19 protein-coding genes and 1 pseudogene are annotated in these 21695 nt (G+C 67.5%); 11 read left to right on the forward strand and 9 right to left on the reverse strand.

Annotated features, from left to right (window positions below):
- The first annotated feature begins 29 nt into the window (after nt 1–29).
- Both ABZT93_RS18120 and ABZT93_RS18125 read left to right on the forward strand, forming a co-directional pair.
- Nucleotides 30–2729 (forward strand): transglycosylase domain-containing protein, encoded by a 2700-nt coding sequence (locus tag ABZT93_RS18120; protein ID WP_356105491.1) that lies wholly within the window; start codon nt 30–32, stop codon nt 2727–2729.
- 108 nt (nt 2730–2837) lie between these two features.
- Nucleotides 2838–4337, forward strand: a complete 1500-nt coding sequence (locus tag ABZT93_RS18125) for a glycosyltransferase 87 family protein (RefSeq protein ID WP_356105493.1) — start codon at nt 2838–2840, stop codon at nt 4335–4337.
- 103 nt (nt 4338–4440) lie between these two features.
- Here the strand turns inward: ABZT93_RS18125 and ABZT93_RS18130 are convergent, their stop codons facing one another.
- The 3 genes from ABZT93_RS18130 to ABZT93_RS18140 form a co-directional block, all read right to left on the reverse strand.
- Nucleotides 4441–5472, reverse strand: a complete 1032-nt coding sequence (locus tag ABZT93_RS18130; protein WP_355748755.1) for an alanine racemase — start codon at nt 5470–5472, stop codon at nt 4441–4443.
- Nucleotides 5473–5546: 74 nt separating this feature from the next.
- Nucleotides 5547–6668 (reverse strand): peptidoglycan bridge formation glycyltransferase FemX, encoded by a 1122-nt coding sequence (gene femX / locus ABZT93_RS18135; RefSeq protein WP_123761879.1) that lies wholly within the window; start codon nt 6666–6668, stop codon nt 5547–5549.
- A gap of 180 nt (nt 6669–6848) precedes the next feature.
- On the reverse strand, nt 6849–7163 hold the full coding sequence (locus tag ABZT93_RS18140; RefSeq protein ID WP_356105496.1) for a hypothetical protein: 315 nt from the start codon (nt 7161–7163) through the stop codon (nt 6849–6851).
- 263 nt (nt 7164–7426) lie between these two features.
- On the opposite strand from ABZT93_RS18140, the gene rpsF reads away from it, so the two are divergent.
- The 4 genes from rpsF to rplI all read left to right on the forward strand — a co-directional run bounded on the left by rpsF (nt 7427) and on the right by rplI (nt 9159).
- Nucleotides 7427–7717, forward strand: a complete 291-nt coding sequence (gene rpsF / locus ABZT93_RS18145; protein WP_007383258.1) for a 30S ribosomal protein S6 — start codon at nt 7427–7429, stop codon at nt 7715–7717.
- Between the two features lie 78 nt (nt 7718–7795).
- Nucleotides 7796–8401, forward strand: a complete 606-nt coding sequence (locus ABZT93_RS18150) for a single-stranded DNA-binding protein (protein WP_356105499.1) — start codon at nt 7796–7798, stop codon at nt 8399–8401.
- Between the two features lie 56 nt (nt 8402–8457).
- Nucleotides 8458–8694: a 30S ribosomal protein S18 gene (rpsR, locus tag ABZT93_RS18155; RefSeq protein WP_003949403.1), complete on the forward strand. Its 237-nt coding sequence runs from the start codon at nt 8458–8460 to the stop codon at nt 8692–8694.
- An 18-nt stretch (nt 8695–8712) separates the two neighbouring features.
- Nucleotides 8713–9159, forward strand: coding sequence for a 50S ribosomal protein L9 (gene rplI / locus ABZT93_RS18160; RefSeq protein WP_020134131.1), 447 nt, complete (start codon nt 8713–8715; stop codon nt 9157–9159).
- Nucleotides 9160–9298: 139 nt separating this feature from the next.
- On the opposite strand, the gene ABZT93_RS18165 is transcribed toward rplI, so the two are convergent.
- Nucleotides 9299–10636 carry an MATE family efflux transporter gene (locus tag ABZT93_RS18165; RefSeq protein WP_356105502.1) on the reverse strand — a complete coding sequence of 446 codons (1338 nt, stop codon included), beginning with the start codon at nt 10634–10636 and terminating at the stop codon, nt 9299–9301.
- 459 nt (nt 10637–11095) lie between these two features.
- Here ABZT93_RS18165 and dnaB point away from each other — a divergent pair, with 459 nt between their 5' ends.
- Entirely contained in the window at nt 11096–12574 is a 1479-nt protein-coding gene (gene dnaB, locus ABZT93_RS18170; RefSeq protein WP_356105504.1) for a replicative DNA helicase, read from the forward strand.
- A gap of 251 nt (nt 12575–12825) precedes the next feature.
- Nucleotides 12826–14229: a serine hydrolase domain-containing protein gene (locus ABZT93_RS18175; protein ID WP_356105507.1), complete on the forward strand. Its 1404-nt coding sequence runs from the start codon at nt 12826–12828 to the stop codon at nt 14227–14229.
- A gap of 69 nt (nt 14230–14298) precedes the next feature.
- Here the strand turns inward: ABZT93_RS18175 and ABZT93_RS18180 are convergent, their stop codons facing one another.
- Together ABZT93_RS18180 and ABZT93_RS18185 are read right to left on the reverse strand one after the other, a co-directional pair.
- Nucleotides 14299–14751, reverse strand: a complete 453-nt coding sequence (locus ABZT93_RS18180) for a GNAT family N-acetyltransferase (RefSeq protein WP_356105509.1) — start codon at nt 14749–14751, stop codon at nt 14299–14301.
- Between the two features lie 188 nt (nt 14752–14939).
- Nucleotides 14940–15045 (reverse strand): annotated as a pseudogene (locus tag ABZT93_RS18185) (MarR family transcriptional regulator); the annotation flags it as partial.
- Between the two features lie 154 nt (nt 15046–15199).
- Here ABZT93_RS18185 and ABZT93_RS18190 point away from each other — a divergent pair.
- Nucleotides 15200–16408 carry an MFS transporter gene (locus tag ABZT93_RS18190; protein ID WP_356105512.1) on the forward strand — a complete coding sequence of 403 codons (1209 nt, stop codon included), beginning with the start codon at nt 15200–15202 and terminating at the stop codon, nt 16406–16408.
- A gap of 82 nt (nt 16409–16490) precedes the next feature.
- Here the strand turns inward: ABZT93_RS18190 and ABZT93_RS18195 are convergent, their stop codons facing one another.
- Nucleotides 16491–17357 (reverse strand): GNAT family N-acetyltransferase, encoded by an 867-nt coding sequence (locus ABZT93_RS18195; RefSeq protein ID WP_356105515.1) that lies wholly within the window; start codon nt 17355–17357, stop codon nt 16491–16493.
- A gap of 208 nt (nt 17358–17565) precedes the next feature.
- Here ABZT93_RS18195 and ABZT93_RS18200 point away from each other — a divergent pair, with 208 nt between their 5' ends.
- Both ABZT93_RS18200 and ABZT93_RS18205 read left to right on the forward strand, forming a co-directional pair.
- Nucleotides 17566–18198, forward strand: a complete 633-nt coding sequence (locus tag ABZT93_RS18200) for an HAD-IB family phosphatase (protein WP_356105517.1) — start codon at nt 17566–17568, stop codon at nt 18196–18198.
- 351 nt (nt 18199–18549) lie between these two features.
- A complete protein-coding gene (locus ABZT93_RS18205) occupies nt 18550–20166 on the forward strand; it encodes a globin domain-containing protein (protein WP_356105520.1) in 1617 nt (538 codons plus the stop codon).
- A gap of 11 nt (nt 20167–20177) precedes the next feature.
- Here the strand turns inward: ABZT93_RS18205 and ABZT93_RS18210 are convergent, their stop codons facing one another.
- Together ABZT93_RS18210 and ABZT93_RS18215 are read right to left on the reverse strand one after the other, a co-directional pair.
- Nucleotides 20178–20660 carry an NUDIX hydrolase gene (locus ABZT93_RS18210; protein WP_356105523.1) on the reverse strand — a complete coding sequence of 161 codons (483 nt, stop codon included), beginning with the start codon at nt 20658–20660 and terminating at the stop codon, nt 20178–20180.
- A gap of 88 nt (nt 20661–20748) precedes the next feature.
- Nucleotides 20749–21669 (reverse strand): LysR family transcriptional regulator, encoded by a 921-nt coding sequence (locus tag ABZT93_RS18215; RefSeq protein ID WP_356105525.1) that lies wholly within the window; start codon nt 21667–21669, stop codon nt 20749–20751.
- Between the last annotated feature and the right edge of the window lie 26 nt (nt 21670–21695).

Below are 21695 nucleotides of genomic sequence, written 5' to 3' on the forward strand. Positions count from 1 at the left end.
GGTGCGCCTGCCCGAGGAGTAGTCGTTCGATGAGCGAGCACCGTCGCAAACCGCCGCAGCCGCAGGGAGGCGGACGTGCCGCGGCCCGACGCGGCCAGTCCGGCTCGTCCTCCGGCCGCCGCGCGGCTCCGCGAGGCGCCACCGGGTCTCTTGCCGACTCCTATGGGACGAGCTCCCAGGAGTCGGCACCGTACGGCCCGGGAGGCGAGGAACGTCAGTACGGCAGCCGTGCCGAGGCCCGCCGTGCGGCCCAGAGAAGCACGGGCGGCGGTGGTCGCCGCAGAGGGGCGGAGCCTGGCCGCGGAGCCCGGCGCGGGGCGTCGGCCGGTCGGGGTCGCGCGTCCGAGCCCGGCAAGAAGCGGTTCGTCGACTATCCGCGCGCGGGCAAATACGGCGTGGCGCGCTGGGTGCCGTCCTGGAAGCTGGTGACAGGCCTGTTCATCGGGTTCATCGGCAGTCTGGTGGCCGTGGCCGGCATCGGATACGCGGTGGTGGCCGTGCCCGACCCGGCGCAGACCGCGACGGCGCAGAACAACGTCTTCTACTGGTCCGACGACACCGAGATGGTCTCCACGGGTGGCGAGACCAACCGTCAGATCGTCAACCTCGCGCAGATCCCGAAGGCGATGCAGTACGCCGTCGTCTCGCAGGAGAACAAGACCTTCTACACCGACAGTGGCATCGACCCCAAGGGCATCGCCCGCGCCGTGTTCAACATGGCCAGGGGCGGCAACACCCAGGGTGGCTCCACCATCACCCAGCAGTACGTCAAGAACGCGCGCCTGAACGACCAGTCCCAGACCATCACCCGCAAGTTCAAGGAGATCTTCATCTCCATCAAGGTGGGTGCCACGGTCAAGAAGGACGACATCATGGCGGGCTACCTGAACTCTGCCTACTACGGTCGCAACGCCTACGGCATCCAGGCTGCCGCGCGCGCGTACTTCAACAAGAACGCCAAGGACCTGGACCCGGGCGAGTGCGCCTTCCTGGCCGCCACGCTGAAGGGCGCCACGTACTACGACCCGGCGGGCGCGATCTCCATCGATCCGGCCAACGCCACGCCTGACGCCAACCGCAAGCGAGCCCTGCGGCAGATGCAGGACACCCTGGACAAGATGGTCGAGTACGGCCATCTCGGCGCGGCGGAGCGAGCCAAGTACACCTCGCTTCCCAAGGTGCAGAACCCCCGGTCCAACACCCAGCTCAAGGGTCAGGTCGGCTACCTGGTCGACCTCGCCAAGGCCTATCTGATCAACAACAAGATCATCAGTGCCGACCAGCTTCAGCAGGGTGGCTACTCGATCTACACGACCTTCGACAAGAAGAAGGTCAGAGAACTCGAGGCAGCGGTCAAGAAGGTCCGCAAGGAGAACATCGACCCCAAGAAGCGGCCGACGAAGGACACCTTCGTCCAGTTCGGAGGGGCGTCGGTGGAGCCGTCCACCGGTGCGATCCGGGCCTGCTACGGCGGCGAGGACGCGACCACCCACTTCACCAACAACTGCGACTCGACCGGTGCCCAGGTGGGTTCGACGTTCAAGACCTTCGTGCTCGCCGCGGCGATGAAGTGGGGCGTGCGCAATCCGGATCTCGGTGAGAGCCAGGCACAGGACGAGCGCACGGTCGTCAACGCGAAGAGCCTGTTCAGCGGCAAGAACGATCTCAAGATCAAGAACTACGACGGTTCGATCTGGAAGAACGAGGAGGGCAAGGAATGGCTCCAGGAGAACGACGGCAAGCAGTCCTACGGCTCTCCGCCCAAGTACCAGATCGACCTTCGTGAGGCGATGCGGGAGTCGGTGAACTCCGCCTTCGTGCAGCTCGGCATGGATGTCGGCCTGGACAAGGTGAAGGAGTCGGCCATGGACGCGGGCCTCAAGGAGAACAGCCTGGCCGGCACCAACTTCCCGTCCTTCTCCATCGGTATCTCCGACCCCAGCGCGATTCGCATGGCGGGCGCGTACGCCACCTTCGCGGCCAGCGGCAAGCAGAACGAGCCGTACTCGGTCGAGAGGGTCACGAGCATTGATGGTGACGTCTTCACCCACAAGGTGACGCCCAAGCAGGTCTTCGAGAAGAACGTCGCCGACAACGTCACCGACGTTCTCAAAACCGTGGTGGAAAAGGGCACGGGCACCAACGCCCAGCTGACCGGCCGTGATGTGGCGGGCAAGACCGGTACCACTGACGGCAACAAGTCGGCCTGGTTCGTCGGGTACACCCCGCAGCTGTCCACGTCGATCACGATGTTCCGGCTGGACGACGACGAGACCAAGAAGAACCGCACGTTCCTCGAGATGTACGGAACGGGTGGTCAGGAGAAGATCCACGGTGCTTCGTTCCCGTCCGAGATCTGGCATGACTACATGGAGCAGGCGCTGAAGGGCCAGAAGGCGATCGACTTTCCGACGCCGGAGCCCATCGGTAAGATCCTCAACGAGGAGCCGAGCCCGACGCCCACTCCGACGCCCAGCGAGACCGAGTCGGCCACCCCGACTCCGACGCCGACGCCCAGCGAGACGTTCCCGTCACCGACGCCCACGGCGTCCGAGAGCTGCCGGTTCGACTGGCAGTGCTCCGAAACGGGTGGTACGGACAACGGTGGCACCGACGGAGGCGTGACCTCGACACCCACCGCCACACCGACGGACCCCAACGGTGGCAACGGCAATGGCAACGGCAACGGCAACGGCAATGGAGGCCTCTTCGGCGGTCCAGGCGGTTAGTCGCCACTTGCCCCGTCGAGGGTGTTTCACGTGAAACATGGGCCGTCGCACCCACCAGGTGCGGCGGCCCTCGGCGTACCCCTAGCCTCGTACGGCAGGATGGGCCGCATGCCCAGTGCTGAATCGACGCCAGTGAGCGTGCACGACTCGGACCCAGTGCGTCCGACCAAGGACGACGAGGTCTCCAGGAACGGCAGCGAGTTCATCGGCGGCCCTCTCGGACGGCGTGCCCTGCTGGGGACCTCCTGGTGGACGCCCGTCCGGGTCATCGCGCTCGTGGCCATCGGCGTGTTCGCGCTCGGCCTGGTCCAGAAGGCGCCCTGCTACAACGGCGGCTGGTTCTTCGGTGCCAGCTCCCAGTACACCCACGCGTGCTACTCGGACATCCCGCACCTCTATCAGGGACGCGGCTTCGCCGACGGACTCGTCCCGTACTTCGACAAGCTCCCCGGCGACATGCAGTACCTCGAATACCCGGTGCTGACCGGTGTGTTCATGGAGGTGGCCGCCTGGCTCACGCCCGGGAGCGGCAGCATCCAGGACCAGGAACAGTGGTACTGGATGGTCAACGCCGGGATGCTGATGGTCTGCGCGGCCGTCATCGTCGTCTGCGTGAGCCGTACTCACGCCCGCCGCCCCTGGGACGGCCTGCTGGTCGCCCTGGCACCCGCCTTCGCGTTGACCGCCACCATCAACTGGGACCTGCTTGCGGTCGCTCTGACGGCCTCCGCGATGCTGATGTGGGCGCGGGGCCGCTCGCTCGCCTTCGGTGTCCTCCTGGGGCTCGCCACGGCCGCGAAGCTCTACCCCGTCTTCCTGCTCGGCCCGCTGTTCGTACTGTGCTGGCGGGCAGGCAAGTGGCGGGACTTCGGCAAGGCCCTGGGCGGCACGGTCGTCTCCTGGCTCGTGGTGAACCTGCCGGTGATGTACTTCGCCTTCGACGGCTGGTCGAAGTTCTACACGTTCAGCCAGAAGCGGGGCGTGGACTTCGGCTCCTTCTGGCTGATCATGGTCCAGAAGTGGAACCCGCTGAGCACCGAAACCGTCAACGTCTTCGCCACGCTGCTTGTGCTGCTGTGCTGCGCGGGCATCGCGGCGCTGGCCCTGACCGCCCCGCGCCGGCCGCGTTTCGCCCAGCTCGTCTTCCTGATCGTCGCCGCGTTCATCCTCACCAACAAGGTCTACTCACCGCAGTACGTCCTGTGGTTGGTGCCGCTGGCCGTGCTGGCCCGGCCGAAGTGGCGGGACTTCCTCATCTGGCAGGCGTGCGAGGTGGTGTACTTCCTGGGGATCTGGATGTACCTCGCGTACACGACCAGCGGCAACGCTCACAAGGGACTGCCGGCCGACGGCTACTACTGGGCCATCGGAGTGCATCTGCTGGGCACGGCCTACCTGTGCGCGGTGGTCGTGCGCGACATCCTCATGCCGGAACGGGACGTGGTGCGTCGGGCCGGCGACGACGATCCTTCGGGCGGTGTGCTCGACGGAGCCGAGGACGTCTTCGTACTGGGCCCCGCGGCCCATCCGCCGCGGCACGCGGCCCACTTCGACGGCCCACAGGTGGAGTGGGGCAGCGACCCGCAGTCCACGGACCGTTCGCTCTGAGCGAACAGCCCCTGGACGGCGTACGCCGGTTGAGCCATACGCGTGAAAGGCCGTACACGGACATCCCGTGGACGGCCTTTTTCGCCAGGGGCACTGAGGGCGCTCAGCGGTCGACGATCCGGTCGAACTGCGTGGTGGTGTGCCGCAGATGGGCCACCAGTTCCTCGCCGACCTTCGGCTCCGGGGCGTCCGAGGGCACGAACAGGATGGAGACCTGCATGTGCGGCGGTTCGGCGAACCAGCGCTGCTTGCCACCCCAGACGAACGGAGAAAGGTTCCGGTTGACCGTGGCCAGGCCGGCGCGGGCGACGCCCTTCGCGCGGGGCATGACGCCGTGCAGGGCCTTCGGGGCCTCCAGGCCCACACCGTGCGAGGTACCGCCCGCCACGACGACCAGGAAGCCGTCTGAGGCCGCCTTCTGCTGCCGGTAGCCGAAGCGGTCACCCTTGGAGACGCGGGTGACGTCCAGGACGGCGCCGCGGTACTCGGTGGAGTCGTGGTCCCCCAGCCAGAGCCGGGTCCCGATGCGGGCGCGGAAACGGGTCTGCGGGAACTGCTGCTGCAGCCGGGCGAGGTCCTCGGCCTTGAGGTGGCTGACGAACAGGGTGTGCAGCGGGAGCCGGGCCGCGCGCAGCCGGTCCATCCAGCCGATGACCTCCTCGACGGCGTCCGAGCCGTCGGTGCGGTCCAGCGGCAGGTGGATCGCGAAGCCCTCGAGACGGACGTTCTCTATGGCGGCGTGCAGCTGCGGCAGGTCCTGCTCACTGATGCCGTGCCGCTTCATCGAGGACATCACCTCGATGACCACACGGGCGCCCACCAGACCGTAGACGCCGTCGATGGACGACACCGAACGGATCACCCGGTCGGGCAGGGGCACGGGCTCCTCGCCCCGTCGGTAGGGCGTCAGCACCAGCAGGTCACCGCCGAACCAGTCCTTGATCCGCGCGGCCTCGTAGGTCGTGCCGACGGCGAGGACGTCCGAGCCCAGCCGGGTGGCCTCCTCCGCCAGCCGCTCGTGCCCGAAGCCGTAGCCGTTGCCCTTGCAGACCGGGACGAGCCCCGGGAACTGCTCCTGCACGTGCTTGTGGTGCGCCCGCCAGCGCGCGGTGTCGACGTAGAGCGTGAGCGCCATGGCCGGACCCGGAACCTTTCTAGTCGCTGCGGTGTATCAGAGGTATGCGAGCTATTGAAGCGAAGAGCGCGACGTCAGCGGCGCGACATGTAGATGTCGAGGGCCTTGTGGAGCAGCTTGTTGAGCGGGAAGTCCCACTCGCCGAGGTACTCGGCGGCCTGGCCGCCGGTACCGACCTTGAACTGGATCAGACCGAAGAGGTGGTCGGTCTCGTCCAGCGAGTCGGAGATGCCCCGCAGGTCGTAGACGGTCGCGCCGAGCGCGTAGGCGTCACGCAGCATCCGCCACTGCATCGCGTTCGAGGGCCGGACCTCACGGCCGATGTTGTCGGAGGCGCCGTAGGAGTACCAGACGTGGCCGCCGACGATCAGCATGGTCGCCGCCGACAGGTTCACGCCCTCGTGCCGGGCGAAGTACAGCCGCATCCGGTTGGGGTCCTCGGTGTTGAGGGCCGTCCACATGCGCTGGAAGTACGACAGCGGGCGGGGCCGGAAGTGGTCGCGCACCGCAGTGATCTCGTACAGTCGCTGCCATTCCTCAAGGTCCTGGTAACCGCCCTGGACGACCTCGACGCCGGCCTTCTCGGCCTTCTTGATGTTGCGTCGCCACAGCTGGTTGAAGTTCTTGTGGACCTCTTCGAGGGAGCGGTTCGCGAGCGGCACCTGGTAGACGTAGCGCGGCTGCACGTCCCCGAAGCCGGCTCCCCCGTCCTCGCCCTGCTGCCAGCCCATGCGGCGGAGCTTGTCGGCCACCTCGAAGGCGCGCGGTTCGATGAAGTCGGCCTCGATGTCACGCAGGCGCTTCACGTCCGGGTTCTGGATGCCGGCCTTGATGGAGGTGGCCTCCCAGCGCCGGATGATCACCGGCGGACCCATCTTCACGGAGAAGGCGCCCTGGTGCTTGAGGTGCGCGAGCATCGGTTCCAGCCACTCGGTCAGATTCGGCGCGAACCAGTTGATGACCGGGCCCTCGGGCAGATAGGCGAGGTAGCGCTTGATCTTGGGCAGCTGCCGGTAGAGGACGAGACCCGCGCCGACCAGTTCGCCGGTGCGCTCGTCGAACCAGCCGAGGCTCTCCGAGCGCCACTCCGCCTTGACGTCTGCCCAGGCCGGAACCTGCATGTGGCTCGCCGACGGCAGGCTCTGGATGTACGCCAGATGCTGCTCGCGACTGATCGTCCTCAGGGTCAGGCTCATTCGGGGCGCTCCTCGGGCTGGTGTGTCCCCATGGGTACAGGGGCTCCGGCTCTCGCGCCGAAGCCTACTGCGCCTGGCGAGCGCCCCGGCTGGGCGTACGGAACCTGCGCCCCGGCTCATGGGCCGCCGAGGCGTTCCGTGGTGCTTTGGGTGATGTTGAGGAGACGGGTGCCCGTGGCGTCAGCTGATGACTCCACCGAAGAGGCCGCCGTGCGCCATGCCGAGGAAGAAGCCGACCGCCGCCGCGCCGAGGCCGAGGATCAGCCCGAAGCGCTCACGGGTCGTCTCCGAGACCCACTGGCCGTACGCACCGGTGAGGATGCCCACCAGACCGGCCCAGGAGCTGAGCAGGTGCAGGTTGTGGAACATCGCCGTGACGAAGGCCGTGATGCCCAGCACCAGGGTCACCGCGAGCAGCGTGTCCTGGAGGGGATGGGGCTTTCCGTCCGTGGCGAAGAGGCCTCCGGCGGTGTTGGGTCGCATTGCCTGTGCCATAGGGCACCTCCTGCGGAAGGCGGCGCATCGTAGCGCCGTACACACCCGATGTGTACAGAGTGACCGTCCCCGGGGCCGGATTTCAACCGGAAGCCGGTGTGCGGGTAGTCTGTACCGTCTGCACGGTGTCTGCCCATGTCACGACCGGGACTACCGCGAGGAAGCCCCGATTGTCAGTGGCGGCCGATACCGTTGCGTACGCATCACAACCCTCCTGCCACGGAACGACCGTGGCCGTTGAGTCCAAAGGAGGTGGGTTCCACATGCGTCACTACGAGGTGATGGTCATCCTCGACCCCGATCTGGAGGAGCGCGCTGTCGCCCCCCTGATCGAGAACTTCCTCTCCGTCGTCCGTGAGGGCAACGGAAAGGTCGAGAAGGTCGACACCTGGGGCCGTCGTCGGCTCTCGTACGAGATCAAGAAGAAGCCCGAGGGCATCTACTCGGTCATCGACCTGCAGGCCGAGCCTGCGGTCGTCAAGGAGCTCGACCGCCAGCTGAACCTGAACGAGTCGGTCCTCCGGACCAAGGTCCTCCGCCCCGAGACCCACTGAGCTTCCGCTCAGTTGATCCCGGGATTCGAGTAGCAGCAACCAAGCAGCCAGAGCAGCAAACCCGCCGAGAGGTTCCCCATGGCAGGCGAGACCGTCATCACGGTCGTCGGCAATCTTGTCGATGACCCCGAGCTGCGCTTCACCCCTTCCGGTGCGGCGGTCGCGAAGTTCCGTGTCGCGTCCACCCCCCGCACCTTCGACCGTCAGACGAACGAGTGGAAGGACGGCGAGAGCCTGTTCCTGACCTGCTCGGTCTGGCGTCAGGCGGCGGAGAACGTCGCCGAGTCGCTCCAGCGAGGCATGCGCGTCATCGTGCAGGGCCGGCTGAAGCAGCGGTCCTACGAGGACCGTGAGGGCGTCAAGCGCACGGTCTACGAGCTGGATGTCGAGGAAGTCGGCGCCAGCCTGCGCAGTGCCACGGCCAAGGTCACCAAGACTGCCGGCGGTGCCGGACGCGGTGGCCAGGGTGGTTACGGCGGCGGTAGCGGTGGCGGCCAGGGTGGCGGCGGCTGGGGCGGTGGCCCCGGCGGCGGTCAGCAGGGCGGCGGCGCTCCCGCCGACGACCCCTGGGCGACCAGTGCTCCCGCCGGTGGTAGCCCGGCCGGCGGCGGCGGTGGCGGCGGCTGGGGTGGAAACTCCGGCGGCGGCGGCGGTGGCGGCTACTCGGACGAACCCCCCTTCTAGGCCCTGGGCCGAGGGTGGGTCGTACCCACACTTCTTGATCACACAGGAGAAACACCATGGCGAAGCCGCCTGTGCGCAAGCCTAAGAAGAAGGTCTGCGCTTTCTGCAAGGACAAGGTCACGTACGTGGACTACAAGGACACGAACATGCTGCGGAAGTTCATTTCCGACCGCGGCAAGATCCGTGCCCGCCGCGTGACCGGCAACTGCACGCAGCACCAGCGTGACGTCGCCACGGCTGTCAAGAACAGCCGTGAGATGGCGCTGCTGCCCTACACCTCCACCGCGCGATAAGGGAAGGGTGACCGACTAATGAAGATCATCCTCACCCACGAGGTCTCCGGCCTCGGTGCCGCGGGCGACGTCGTCGACGTCAAGGACGGTTACGCTCGCAACTACCTGATCCCGCGGAACTTTGCGATCCGCTGGACCAAGGGCGGCGAGAAGGACGTCGAGCAGATTCGTCGTGCTCGCAAGATCCACGAGATCCAGACCATCGAGCAGGCCAACCAGGTGAAGGCCCAGCTCGAGGGCGTCAAGGTCCGTCTGGCCGTCCGCTCGGGCGACGCCGGTCGTCTCTTCGGTTCCGTCACCCCGGCCGACATCGCTTCCGCGATCAAGGCTTCCGGTGGCCCCGAGGTCGACAAGCGCCGCATCGAGCTGGGCTCGCCGATCAAGACCCTGGGCGCCCACGAGACGTCCGTGCGTCTGCACCCCGAGGTTGCCGCCAAGGTCAACATCGAGGTCGTCGCGGCCTGACCGCCGCGGTTGTCTTGAGCAGTGGTGAGAGGGGCCGTACCTATGGAGGTACGGCCCCTCTTGCATGCCTTGGAGCCGTTGCAGAACGCGTGGTGTTTCACGTGAAACGTGGCAGCCCGCGATGTTTCACGTGAAACGGTCAGCGGGTCGCACCGGTGACGATCCAGCGGCCCGAGCGGGTTCTCACCCAGAGCGTCACCATGCGGATCACCATCATCAGAGTCATTGCTGCCCACAGTGCGGTGAGACCGCCGCCCAGTGTGGGCACGAGCAGAGCTACCGGGGCGAAGACGGCCAGGGTGATCACCATGGCCCAGGCGAGATAGGGTCCATCGCCCGCTCCCATCAACACGCCGTCCAGAACGAAGACGACACCGCAGATCGGCTGCGAGAGAGCCACGATCACCAGGGCGGGCAGGGCGGCGCCTTTGACCGTGGAGTCACTGGTGAACAGAGGAAGGAACAGCGGTCGGGAGAGTACGACCAGGACGCCGAGGACGACTCCGACCGCGATGCCCCACTCCACCATCCGACGGCATGCCTGGCGGGCGCCTTCGGTGTCGTCGGCACCCAGATAGCGCCCGATGATGGCCTGCCCGGCAATGGCGATGGCGTCCAGTGCGAAGGCGAGCAGGCTCCATAGGGACAGGATGATCTGGTGGGCGGCTATGTCGGCGTCACCGAGGCGCGCTGCGACGGCTGTCGCGATCATCAAGATCGCCCTCAGGGAAAGCGTGCGGACCAGCAGAGGGACACCGGCTTGGGCGGAGGCTCTGATCCCAGCGGCGTCCGGGCGCAGGGAGGCGCCGTGTCTGCGAGCTCCCCGGACGACGACCACGAGATAGGCGCCAGCCATGCCCCATTGGGCGATGACGGTGCCCCAGGCCGAGCCCGCGATGCCGAGGTCGGCGCCGTAGACGAGGCCTGTGTTGAGAACGGCGTTGGCTACGAAGCCGGCGATGGCGACGTAGAGCGGAGTCCTGGTGTCCTGCAGCCCACGGAGTACTCCGGTCGAAGCGAGCACCACCAACATGGCCGGGATGCCGAGGGCCGAGATCCGCAGATAGGTGGTCGCGTAGGGAGCAGCGGTGTCAGAGGCACCGAAGAGCTCCACGATCGACGGTGCTGCGGGCAGGACGGCAGTTATGACCACGGCGCCGAGCAGCAGCGCCAACCAGATGCCGTCCATGCCTTGGCGGATGGCGGCCTGGGGATCGCCGGCTCCTACACGGCGGGCGACGGCGGCCGTGGTGGCGTAGGCGAGGAAGACGAAGACGCTGACGGCTGTGGTGAGAAGGGCCGAAGCGATGCCGAGACCGGCGAGTTGGGCGGTGCCCAGATGGCCGACGATCGCGCTGTCGGCCATGACGAAGAGGGGCTCAGCGACGAGTGCACCGAAGGCCGGAACGGCGAGTGCGACGATCTCGCGGTCGTGCTGTCGTCGGTTGGCCATGGGGGTCGCGGACGCCTGTGTCATGTGCACCAATCTAATCGTCCACAGGTAAGAGATGCAATCGAGATTAGACCCTTACTAACGTTCAGAAGGTGTGCGCCGCTGTGTACAGTTCGAACTGATCTTGAGCCGACCGGGAAAGTTTTTCTTCTGCACAGCCGGTGGACGGTGAAGGTGCAGGTCAGGGCCCCTGATTGAGAGGAGGGGGGAGCTTGTTCACAGGGCTGTCCACCGGGTCGTGCACAGGTTTTGAGGGGTTCTCCACAGCATCCGGGCCGTCGTCCACATGGCCTGTGGATAACCAGATTGGCTGACGGTGCCCGCGGGCCTACCGTGGTCCGGCGCCCGCTCCGTCCGTCGGCTCGAAAAGCATCACAAAACCGACGCGCCAGAACCGGAGTTGGGCGTCTCATTTGTCAGTGCCGTGCCGTAGAACTGAGAAGCATGGCGAGGTCCGCTCGGCGGACGGGAGGAGGTGGCTCGGTGAGTATTTCCGAGCCCTTGGACGACCCGTGGGCCGACAGCGGTCCCAGCGATCGTCTGCCTTCCTCGCGCCGCCGCGGCGACGGGGGCCGGGGCCGAGACGAGCAGCATGACCGCGGCAGGGACAGCGACGCATGGGACGGCGGAGGCACGGCCTTCGAACGGGTCCCGCCCCAGGACCTGGACGCCGAGCAGTCAGTCCTCGGCGGCATGCTGCTGTCGAAGGACGCCATCGCGGATGTCGTCGAGGTCATCAAGGGCCACGACTTCTACAAGCCCGCCCACGAGACGATCTTCCAGGCGATCCTGGACGTCTATGCCAAGGGCGAGCCGGCCGACCCCATCACGATCGCCGCCGAGCTCACCAAGCGCGGTGAGATCAACAAGGTCGGCGGCGCGTCGTATCTGCACACCCTGGTCCAGACCGTGCCGACGGCGGCGAACGCCGAGTACTACGCGGAGATCGTCCATGAACGGGCGGTGCTGCGGCGCCTGGTGGAGGCGGGGACGCGCATCACTCAGATGGGATACGCGGCCGACGACGACGTCGACGAGATCGTCAACCGCGCCCAGGCCGAGATCTACGCGGTCACCGAGCAGCGCACCAGCGAGGACTATCTGCCGCTCGGCGACATCATGGAGGGCGCGCTCGACGAGATCGAGGCGATCGGCTCGCGCAGTGGTGAGATGACCGGTGTGCCCACCGGCTTCACCGACCTCGATTCGCTCACCAACGGCCTGCACCCGGGCCAGATGATCGTCATCGCGGCCCGCCCGGCCATGGGCAAGTCCACCCTCGCCCTGGACTTCGCCCGCGCCGCCTCGATCAAGCACAACCTGGCCAGCGTCATCTTCTCCCTCGAGATGGGGCGCAACGAGATCGCGATGCGTCTCCTGTCGGCCGAGGCGCGGGTGGCCCTGCACCACATGCGTTCGGGCACCATGACGGACGAGGACTGGACTCGGCTGGCGCGCCGGATGCCCGAGGTGTCCTCCGCGCCGCTCTACATCGACGATTCCCCGAACCTGTCGATGATGGAGATCCGTGCCAAGTGCCGGCGACTCAAACAGCGCAACGACATCAAGCTCGTGATCATCGACTATCTGCAGCTGATGCAGGCCGGTGGTTCCAAGCGCTCCGAGAGCCGTCAGCAGGAGGTGTCGGACATGTCCCGTAACCTCAAGCTCCTGGCCAAGGAGTTGGAGGTCCCGGTGATCGCGCTCTCGCAGCTCAACCGTGGTCCCGAGCAGCGCACGGACAAGAAGCCCATGGTGTCCGACCTGCGTGAGTCCGGCTCCATCGAGCAGGACGCCGACATGGTCATCCTGCTGCACCGCGAGGACGCCTACGAGAAGGAGTCTCCCCGCGCGGGCGAGGCGGACATCATCGTGGGCAAGCACCGAAACGGCCCGACGGCGACGATCACCGTGGCCTTCCAGGGGCACTACTCGCGCTTCGTGGACATGGCCCAGACCTGATCTCGGTGTCTCGTCGGATTGTGCTGGTCACCGGGGGGCTCGAGGTCGGCACCCTGACGCGACCGCTGTCGGAGGTGCTCACCGTGAACCCCATGTGACCGACGGATCCATCCGCCCTCGCCGTCCAGGTCCGACCCATGTTCGATCACGAGATGCCACAGCCTGAGACGGCAGCCGTCGGTCGGCCGTCCACACCATCCCCGGGGCTAAAGAAGTCGACGCCTGCGTATCCCACGGGATGGACTGGGGGCATGACGACATCTCAGGAAGAGCTGCTTCCCGGCACGCGCCGGGCGCTGCTGCACCGGATCGCCGTAGCCCAGGCGGAGGGGAGGGCACCCTCACTGGTCGCGGCGGTCGTGCGTGGCGGACGGACCGTGTGGCACGGTGCGCGCACGTCGGTGGACGGTCACGGCCCGGACGAGAACGTGCAGTACCGCATCGGCTCGATCACGAAGACCTTCACCGCCGTCCTCGTCCTGCGACTGCGTGACGAGGGAATGCTCGACCTCGGTGACCCGCTGGAGAAGTATGTCCCTGGTACAGGTGCGGGGGAGGCCACCGTCGCCGAACTCCTCGCGCACACCGGCGGTTTGGCAGCCGAGTCCCCCGCCCCCTGGTGGGAGCGCACTTCAGGGGCTCTGCGTCCTGAACTCGCCGACGTACTGGGCGAGCAGCCCTTCCTGCATCCGACAGGACGCCTCTTCCACTATTCGAACCCCGGCTACACCTTGCTGGGAGCGCTGGTGGAGAAGCTGCGCGGGGCTCCGTGGGAGGAGGTGCTCCGAAGGGAAGTGCTCGTACCTCTGGGCCTCGACCGCACGAGTGTCCGTCCGGAAGCGCCGCATGCAGGGGGCTGGGCGGTTCATCCGTGGGCCGACGTGATGCTGCCCGAGCCGTCCGAGGACCTCGGGCGGATGGCTCCGGCCGGGCAACTCTGGTCCACGACGGCGGACTTGGCGCGCTTCGCCGTCTTCTTGGCTAACGGAAACGACCGGGTGCTGTGCGCGGAGACCGTGCGTGAGATGCGCACGCCCGCGGCGCCGACCGGTGCGGGGGAGCTCGCCGACGGCGCCACATACGGTCTCGGGCTGCAGATCCAGCACCGCGACGGTCGGCTGCTCGTGGGCCACTCGGGCTCACTGCCGGGATTCCTCGCGAATCTCACGATCAGTGTGACGGACGATGTCGCCGCCGTCGTGCTGGCCAACTGCACCTCAGGCCCGCTGCTGTCCGCAGTAGGGTCCGAGCTCGTACGGATCGTCGCCGAGGCCGAGCCCAGGATCCCCGAGCCCTGGCGTCCGATGCGTGAAACCGACTCGCCCGCACTGGAATTGGCGGGCCAGTGGTACTGGGGAACGAACGGATTCGCTCTACGGCTGACGGCGGACGGACTCGTCTCGTTGGAGCCCCTGTCGGGCGCAGGCCGGCGTTCGCGATTCCGGGCCAACGGCGACGGCACCTGGGCCGGCCTCGAGGGCTACTTCCAAGGGGAGGTCCTGAAGGCCGTACGGCGGCCTGACGGATCGGTGGACCACCTGGACCTCGGTTCGTTCGTGTTCACTCGTCAGCCGTACGAGGAGGGGTCTTCCGTGCCGGGTGGAGTGGATCCGGCGGGGTGGCGAGGTATCGGCTGGACGCCCCTGGCTGATTGACCGAGCGGCGCTCTGTTTCACGTGAAACAGAGCGCCTTGCTGTGCGGGAGGAAACAGCCCTGGGGAAGATCACAGGGTCAGCTTGAAGCCGACGTGCGAGGCCGTGAAACCGAGCCGTTCGTAGAAGCGGTGGGCATCCGTGCGTGTCTTGTCGGACGTCAGCTGGACCAACTGGCAGTTCTGACGGCGGGATTCCTCGATGGCCCACTCGATGAGCCGGGACCCGAGTCCACTGCCCCGCTCGTCGGCGTGGATGCGCACCCCTTCGATGACCGATCTGGTGGCACCGCGACGGGACAGTCCCGGAATGATGGTGAGCTGAAGCGTGCCGACCACGCGATTCTCTCGCGTGGCGACGACCAGGCGCTGGTTCGGGTCCGAGGAGAGTCGCTTCAGCGCGGCCAGATAGGGGGCCAGGTCGTCCGGGGACTCGCGCTGGGCGCCCAAGGGGTCGTCGGCAAGCATGCCGACGATCGCAGAGACGTCGTCCGCCGTGGCGGGCCGAATTTCAAGATCTCCCATGTCCGCACCTTATGCGGAGTGCTCGTGAGCGGGCACCGCAGACGGGCGGCGGGCCTCCAAGGCTCATACGGGGGGAGCGAGTTCGGGTTCGTGGCGGCTTGGTCGGCGCTTTTCGCAGGGCTGTGTTCGAGGAGGCCGCGGCGGGTGTCGGTGACGTCGGTGCAGCTGCCGCGGCGGTCAGTGTGGCCGGTGGGGGCGCTGGCCGCGGATAACGGCGTCGGCGACCTGCTTCATCCGCAGGTGTCCGCCCTCGCCGTCGTGTCGGCGGCCCAGGACGCCCAACAGGGAGTGCTGCGCCCGCTGAGGTCGTGTGCGCGCACCAGTCCTGGGCTCCTGCGCGAGGCATGAGCGAACCGATATTACCGTCGCTTGCAAATATAGAGCGTCTGCAATTATTGTGAGCGTTCGCAACATGCTCCTGCAATCGTCTGGGAAGGTGTGCCCCTCCATGCCGCTCGCGCTTCTGGCTCTCGCGATCGGGGCCTTCGGAATCGGAACGACCGAGTTCGTGATCATGGGCCTGCTGCCCGAGGTCGCGGACGACTTCGGGGTCTCCATCCCCACAGCCGGCTTCCTGGTCACCGGCTACGCGCTCGGCGTCATGTTCGGCGCCCCCCTGATGACCGCCCTCGGCACCAAGATCTCGCGCAAGCGAATGCTGATGCTGCTGATGGGGCTGTTCGTCATCGGCAACCTGCTCTCGGCCCTCGCCCCGTCCTTCGCCGTCATGCTGATCGGCCGCGTGGTGGCCTCCCTCGCCCACGGAGCCTTCTTCGGCATCGGCTCGGTCGTCGCCGCAGACCTGGTGGCACCGGACAAGAAGGCCGGAGCCATCGCGACGATGTTCACCGGTCTGACCGTCGCCAACGTCGTCGGCGTCCCGCTCGGCACGCTGATCGGCCAGAGCGCCGGCTGGCGTCTCACCTTCACGATCGTCGCGATCCTCGGTGTCGTCGGCCTGGTCGGCATCGCCCGGCTCGTCCCCGAGATACCCCGGCCTGAGGGCGTGCGCCTGCGCCACGAGCTGGCCGCCTTCAAGAACGTCCAGGTGCTGCTCGCCATGGCGATGACGGTCCTCGGTTTCGGCGGTGTCTTCGCCGCCATCACCTACATCGCGCCGATGATGACCCACGTGGCGGGCTTCGCCGACAGCTCGGTGACCTGGTTGCTGGTTCTCTTCGGCCTCGGCATGGTCGGCGGCAACCTGGTTGGCGGCAAGTACGCCGACCGGGCCCTGATGCCCATGCTGTACGTGTCCTTGGGTGCCCTGGCCCTCGTGCTCGCGCTCTTCACGCTCACCGCGCACCACAAGGTCCTGGCCGGCGTCACGATCGCTCTCATCGGCGCCCTGGGCTTCGCCGCGGTGCCGCCGCTCCAGAAGAGGGTTCTCGACCAGGCGCACGAGGCCCCGACGCTAGCCTCGGCCGTCAACATCGGTGCTTTCAACCTCGGCAACGCCCTCTCCGCCTGGCTCGGCGGCGTGGTCATCGCAGCCGGCTTCGGCTACACGGCTCCCAACTGGGTGGGTGCCGCCCTCGCCATGGGTGCTCTGCTTCTGGCGTTCCTCTCGGCCGCGCTGGAGCGCAGGGACAGCACTCCCGGCGCCGTGGTCGCGCGGGCGACACCCGTGGAGCAGCCGGCCGCGGTGCGCCACTGACCTGGCGTGGCTCGCAACCAGGCATGAAGACGGCGCCGGTGCTCCGAAGTCCGGGGCACCGGCGCCGTCGTACAGGCATTTCTCAGACCGCGGCCACCGTCAGCGGGGCGAACCGCCTCTGCCAGTCGCCCGGCAGCTCCTGAATCCCGTACGTCATGACGGAGTTGAGGGTGACCGGTGCCAGACCACGATCCCAGGCCCACGCCCTTAGCTCTTCGTGCCGTACGTCGATGTCGGTGCGCAGGGCGCGGTCGGTGCCGGCGGCGAGTGACGTGAGGAGTGCCTGGGCCGTCTCGGTGTCACGGGCGACCAGTGGACCCACGACGTGGGTGTCCATGTTGGGCCAGGCAGCCGCGTATCCGATGATCCGGCCGTTCTCCTCGGCGACGCGGAACTGGTCGGCGAAGGCAGGCAGCCGGGTGATGAGGTGGGTGCGATCCGTGCCGAGCACCTCTTCGTCGAACCGGAGGATCGTGGCGAGGTCCTCGGCGGTGGCCGCACGCGTACTCACCGTCGGGACCGGGCCGCCCGGAGTGAAGTGTCCGCGGAGCATCTCCGCTTGGCCGATGACCTTGAAGCCGAGTTCCTCGTAGAGCGGGCGGCCGTAGGGCGTCGCGTGGAGAGTCAGAGGGGTGGTGCCCATCGCGGAGAGAATGTGGTGCATGAGCCGACGGCCGATGCCCTGTCGGGCGTGCCGTTCGGCGACCAGCACCATGCCGATCGCTGCCAGATCGGGCTCGCTGTAGGGGCCGTACTCCGTGACCACGCAGGCGGTGACGAGGCCTCCGTCGGGGTCGTCGATGCCGTAGCCCTTTCCGGCCGCGAGGAGAAGGCCCCACTTGTGTTCCTCGCGTGGCCACCCCCGGTCCTCGGACAAGTCCGCGCAGGCGGTGAGATCGCGAAGCGTCAGACGACGGATGGGCAGAGCGGCGAGAGAAGGAATCGGCACGCAGGTCAGGCTGTCCGACGGGTACCCTCGGCGTCCACCTGTTTCCCGGGGTGTGTACGAGCTTTTGGCCATGTCGTAGCCAAGCGTGCAGCACGCGATCAGATGCCGAGTGTTTCACGTGAAACATCGGAGAACGGCGACCGTCCGGCGGTCCACGGGAAGTTCCCATGGCACCTCGCCGCTCTCATGGAACAGTAGCCTCAACGACATGGCGAGACTTCATCTCTTCGACCTCGATGGCACTTTGATGCACGGGACCAGCGCGCCCGTGCAGATTTCCCGGCAACTCGGTCTTGAGGCCGAGACAGTGGCACTCGACCAGGCGATCGGAGCCGGACTGATAGGTCCGCCCGAATATGCGCAGCAGGTGTACACGCTGTGGGCTTCCCTGACCGAGGCACACGTCGTCGCGGCTTTCGAAGGTGCCCCGTGGCTGGCCCGCATCCGTGAGGTCTGGGCGGAGATCAGGGCACAGGGCGACTACTGCGCAGTCGTGTCACTCTCACCGTCCTTCTTCGTGGAACGGCTGACCAGCTGGGGAGCCGATGCCGCGTTCGGGTCCCGCTTTCCGGCCGTCCCCTTCGCCGAGCCCATGGATCCTGCCGGTGCACTCAGCGCCGCAGCCAAGGTCCTGATCGCGGACCGGCTATGTGAGCAGTTCGGAGTGACACGGGCCGACTGCATTGCCTATGGCGACTCATCCTCCGACAAGGATCTGTTCGCCGCAGTGCCGATCTCCGTGGCGGTCAATGCGGACCATCACCTGTCCGATATCTCGACCCACTCCTACAAGGGCATGGATCTGTGGGAAGCCTATGAATTGGTGCGCCATGCTCGGTAATTGAGGGGGTATGACGGCCACCGGCACGGTGACTGGTTCCTGACCGTACCGGGGTGCGACCCTCCCGGGCGACCGAGAGCGGGACAATGCAGCCTAACGGGGCAGAGAGATCGAAGACCCGCATTTTTGGTTATGCGGCCAAGGTATCCGTACGCCGTGGGACGCTGCAGTGAGGGCGCCGCGGCCAATGGAACACTCGCTCCTGCTTGTCCGTACGGACTGCGAATACGGGTCGAATGGTGCCGCGTTGGCCGTGACGCCGAGCGGGGAAACAAACCGCCCCGCGGAAAGTCATGTTGCGACCGAGGAAGTGCGCAGACCGACCGAGAAATGTTCGAGGCGAGGCACACCATGGACGCTCCGACCCCGATGCCGGCCCACAACGGCACTTCTGGGGGTGGCGACTGGTTCGCTCCACGCAATCAGCCGACGGCGGCCCCCGGTGCCGAACAGGAGACGACAGAGGGAAGCGGGCCGGGGGCGGCCACATCTTCAGGAGCCCCGACAGCCAGTGAGGCGGACCCGCCGACTTGGGCCACAGCACCGACCGACGCTTCAACTCAGGCCGCAGTGCCAGCCGGTACGGAGGCGAACGGCGGGAAAGGGACGCCCGCCGAGGAGATACCCGCTCCGGCCGACGAGACACAGCTCCCGACACGGCCGGACCGGATACAGCCCCCGCCACAGACACCGCCGCGGTCCGGCCCGGCTCAGTTCCCGACGGCGCCGGTCGGCGCCTCTTCCGTACGCCGCCGAGTCCCCGGCCGACGTTCCTCTCCGCACCAAGGCACCCTCACGGCGCTGGGCACCACCCCTGCGCACGTCCCGGACCTGTCTCCGAGAGACCAGTCGCCCTCCCCGGACGCCGTCCGCATCCGCCGGACCATGGCCGAGATCGCCCCTGTCGCCGAGAAGGTGACGGCGTACTTCTACGCGCTGCTCTTCGTACGCCATCCCGATCTGCGCCCGCTGTTCCCCGCCGCCATGGACGCTCAGCGGGACCGCCTGCTCAGGGCGCTGCTGACGGCGGCCGAGCACATCGACAACACCCCGGTCCTGTTCGACTACCTGCAGAACCTGGGCCGGGGCCACCGCAAGTACGGCACACGCGCCGAGCACTTCCCGGCGGTCGGGGAGTGCCTCATCGGCGCGCTGAGCAGGTACGCCTCCGGTATCTGGGACGCGGAGACGGAAGCGGCCTGGGTACGGACGTACACGACGATCTCGCAGGTGATGATCGACGCCGCGGCCGCGGACGAAGTGCGTGCACCCGCCTGGTGGTACGCGGAGGTCGTGTCGCACGACCTGAGGACCGCCGACGTCGCCGTGGTCACCGTCCGACCGGACCAGCCCTATCCGTTCCTTGCCGGCCAGTACACAAGTCTGGAGACACCGTGGTGGCCGCGCATATGGCGTCCCTACTCCTTCGCCTCGGCACCCCGTTCGGACGGCCTGCTGTCCTTCCATGTGAAGGCCGTCCCGGCGGGCTGGGTCTCCAACGCCCTGGTGCACCGGGCCCGTCCCGGCGACATCATCCGGCTCGGTCCGCCGACCGGGTCCATGACCGTGGACCACACCACCGACAGCGGGCTGCTCTGTCTGGGCGGCGGTACAGGCATAGCTCCCATCAAGGCTCTGGTCGAGGACGTGGCGGAACACGGCGCACGACGGTCGGTCGAGGTGTTCTACGGAGCTCGCACCGACAACGGCCTGTACGACATCGACACGATGCTCAGGCTCCAGCAGTCCCACCCCTGGCTGTCGGTCCGCGCCATCGTCGACCAGCAGGCTGCCCGTCCCCAGCTCCTGGGGGCCGTACGCGAGTACGGCCCCTGGCGGGAGTACGACGCCTACCTCGCGGGACCCCCCGGCATGATCCGCAGCGGTGTGGACACGCTCAGGTCCGTCGGGATCCCGGCGGAACGCATACGCCACGACTCCGTCGAGGAACTGGTCCTGGCCCAGTGACCTGCGAGAGGTCAGCCCAGGTCCGGTGCGTGCATGGCCCGTACGCCCTCGATGTTGCCGTCGAGATAGTGGCGCAGGGACAGCGGGACCAAGTGGACGGAGGCGATCCCGACGCGGGTGAAGGGAACCCGGACGATCTCGTACTCGCCGAGGGGCTCGTCCACTTCGGGCCCGTGCCGTAGGGACGGATCCATCGACTCCAGGTGGCAGACGAAGAAGTGCTGCACCTTCACTCCGGTCGCACCACCGTCATCGCCGATGTGCTCGACGGTGTCCACGAAGCAGGGCACCACGTCGGTGATCTTTGCGCCGAGCTCCTCGTACACCTCGCGGTGCAGGGCGTCGACGACGGTCGTGTCCGTCGGCTCGACTCCGCCGCCGGGAGTCAGCCAGTAAGGATCCATGCCGGGCTTGGTGCGCTTGATCAGGATCAGATGGTCGCCGTCCAGCAGGACGGCACGGGCGGTGCGCTTGACCACGGGTCGGACGGTCATGGGGGGTATGTGGCCCGGATGGTTCCACGTGAAACATCGCGTGGTGTCACCGGTCGGGATCGCTGCGTCAACAGCACAAAACCCCTGCTCAACACCAGTCGACAGCCGCGCGCAACAGCCATTCGTGCGCCCGCGCGATATGCGGCATGGCCAGCGTCCCGGTGCGCACCACCAGGAAGTACGTCCGCAGCGGGGGCACGGAGGGCTCGTGCAGCGCGACGACGTCACCGCGCTCCAGGGCGGCTGCGGCCAGATAGCGCGGCAGCACCGCGAGGCCGGCGCCCGCGACCGCGCAGGCGAGCACAGCGCGCAGATCGGGCACGACGACGGTGCCCGGTGCGGCCGGGCGGGAGTCGAAGACCGAGGCCCAGTAGCGCGAGACGAAGGGCAGCGACTCGTGCACCTCGATCACGGGGACGTCCTCGAACGCGGGGGCCGGCTTGACCGCGGGAAGGCTTTCGACCGCCTCCCCCGAGTCGAGCCGGCCGGCCCAGCTCGGGGCGGCGACCAGGACGTGCTCCTCGTCGCAGAGCGTGCTCGCGGTGAGCAGCGCACCCCGTGGACGAGCCGTACTGATGGCCAGATCATGATGTCCGGCGGCCAGCCCCTCCAGGGCCTCCTCCGCGTTCCCGAAGGAGGCCCGCAGGGCGAAGCCCTGGCCGTCCTCGCCGGTCAGCTCGGTGAGCGCGGGCAGCGCACGCTCGGCTGTGAACTCGGGAGGCCCCGCGAGATGCAGCGTGCGCAGGGACGACTCGTCGTCGAGGCCGGTCTCGGTGATCTCCACCAGGGCGTCCAGATGAGGGGCGGCCTTGTGGGCGAGTTCGTCACCGATGGTCGTGGGGGTCACGCCGCGGGCCTGCCGTAAGAACAGGGGGCGGCCCAACTGGCGTTCAAGGGTGCGGATCTGGGAGGTGACGGCCGGCTGTGAGAGTCCGAGCAGCGCGGCGGCGCGCGTGAAGGAACCGGCCCGGTGCACCGTCACAAAGGTGCGCAGCAAGGCCAGATCCATGGCGACACCCCCCTTTCCTGCCCTTT

The organism is Streptomyces sp. NPDC005303 (genome assembly GCF_040607335.1).
Lineage (GTDB): Bacteria > Actinomycetota > Actinomycetes > Streptomycetales > Streptomycetaceae > Streptomyces.

Coding starts and splice junctions, on each gene's coding strand:
- ABZT93_RS18120 (WP_356105491.1), top strand. CDS start 30: ATGAGCGAGCACCGTCGCAAACCGCCGCAGCCGCAGGGAGGCGGACGT.
- ABZT93_RS18125 (WP_356105493.1), top strand. CDS start 2,838: ATGCCCAGTGCTGAATCGACGCCAGTGAGCGTGCACGACTCGGACCCA.
- ABZT93_RS18130 (WP_355748755.1), bottom strand. CDS start 5,472: ATGGCGCTCACGCTCTACGTCGACACCGCGCGCTGGCGGGCGCACCAC.
- femX (WP_123761879.1), bottom strand. CDS start 6,668: ATGAGCCTGACCCTGAGGACGATCAGTCGCGAGCAGCATCTGGCGTAC.
- ABZT93_RS18140 (WP_356105496.1), bottom strand. CDS start 7,163: ATGGCACAGGCAATGCGACCCAACACCGCCGGAGGCCTCTTCGCCACG.
- rpsF (WP_007383258.1), top strand. CDS start 7,427: ATGCGTCACTACGAGGTGATGGTCATCCTCGACCCCGATCTGGAGGAG.
- ABZT93_RS18150 (WP_356105499.1), top strand. CDS start 7,796: ATGGCAGGCGAGACCGTCATCACGGTCGTCGGCAATCTTGTCGATGAC.
- rpsR (WP_003949403.1), top strand. CDS start 8,458: ATGGCGAAGCCGCCTGTGCGCAAGCCTAAGAAGAAGGTCTGCGCTTTC.
- rplI (WP_020134131.1), top strand. CDS start 8,713: ATGAAGATCATCCTCACCCACGAGGTCTCCGGCCTCGGTGCCGCGGGC.
- ABZT93_RS18165 (WP_356105502.1), bottom strand. CDS start 10,636: ATGACACAGGCGTCCGCGACCCCCATGGCCAACCGACGACAGCACGAC.
- ABZT93_RS18175 (WP_356105507.1), top strand. CDS start 12,826: ATGACGACATCTCAGGAAGAGCTGCTTCCCGGCACGCGCCGGGCGCTG.
- ABZT93_RS18180 (WP_356105509.1), bottom strand. CDS start 14,751: ATGGGAGATCTTGAAATTCGGCCCGCCACGGCGGACGACGTCTCTGCG.
- ABZT93_RS18190 (WP_356105512.1), top strand. CDS start 15,200: ATGCCGCTCGCGCTTCTGGCTCTCGCGATCGGGGCCTTCGGAATCGGA.
- ABZT93_RS18200 (WP_356105517.1), top strand. CDS start 17,566: ATGGCGAGACTTCATCTCTTCGACCTCGATGGCACTTTGATGCACGGG.
- ABZT93_RS18205 (WP_356105520.1), top strand. CDS start 18,550: ATGGACGCTCCGACCCCGATGCCGGCCCACAACGGCACTTCTGGGGGT.
- ABZT93_RS18210 (WP_356105523.1), bottom strand. CDS start 20,660: ATGACCGTCCGACCCGTGGTCAAGCGCACCGCCCGTGCCGTCCTGCTG.
- ABZT93_RS18215 (WP_356105525.1), bottom strand. CDS start 21,669: ATGGATCTGGCCTTGCTGCGCACCTTTGTGACGGTGCACCGGGCCGGT.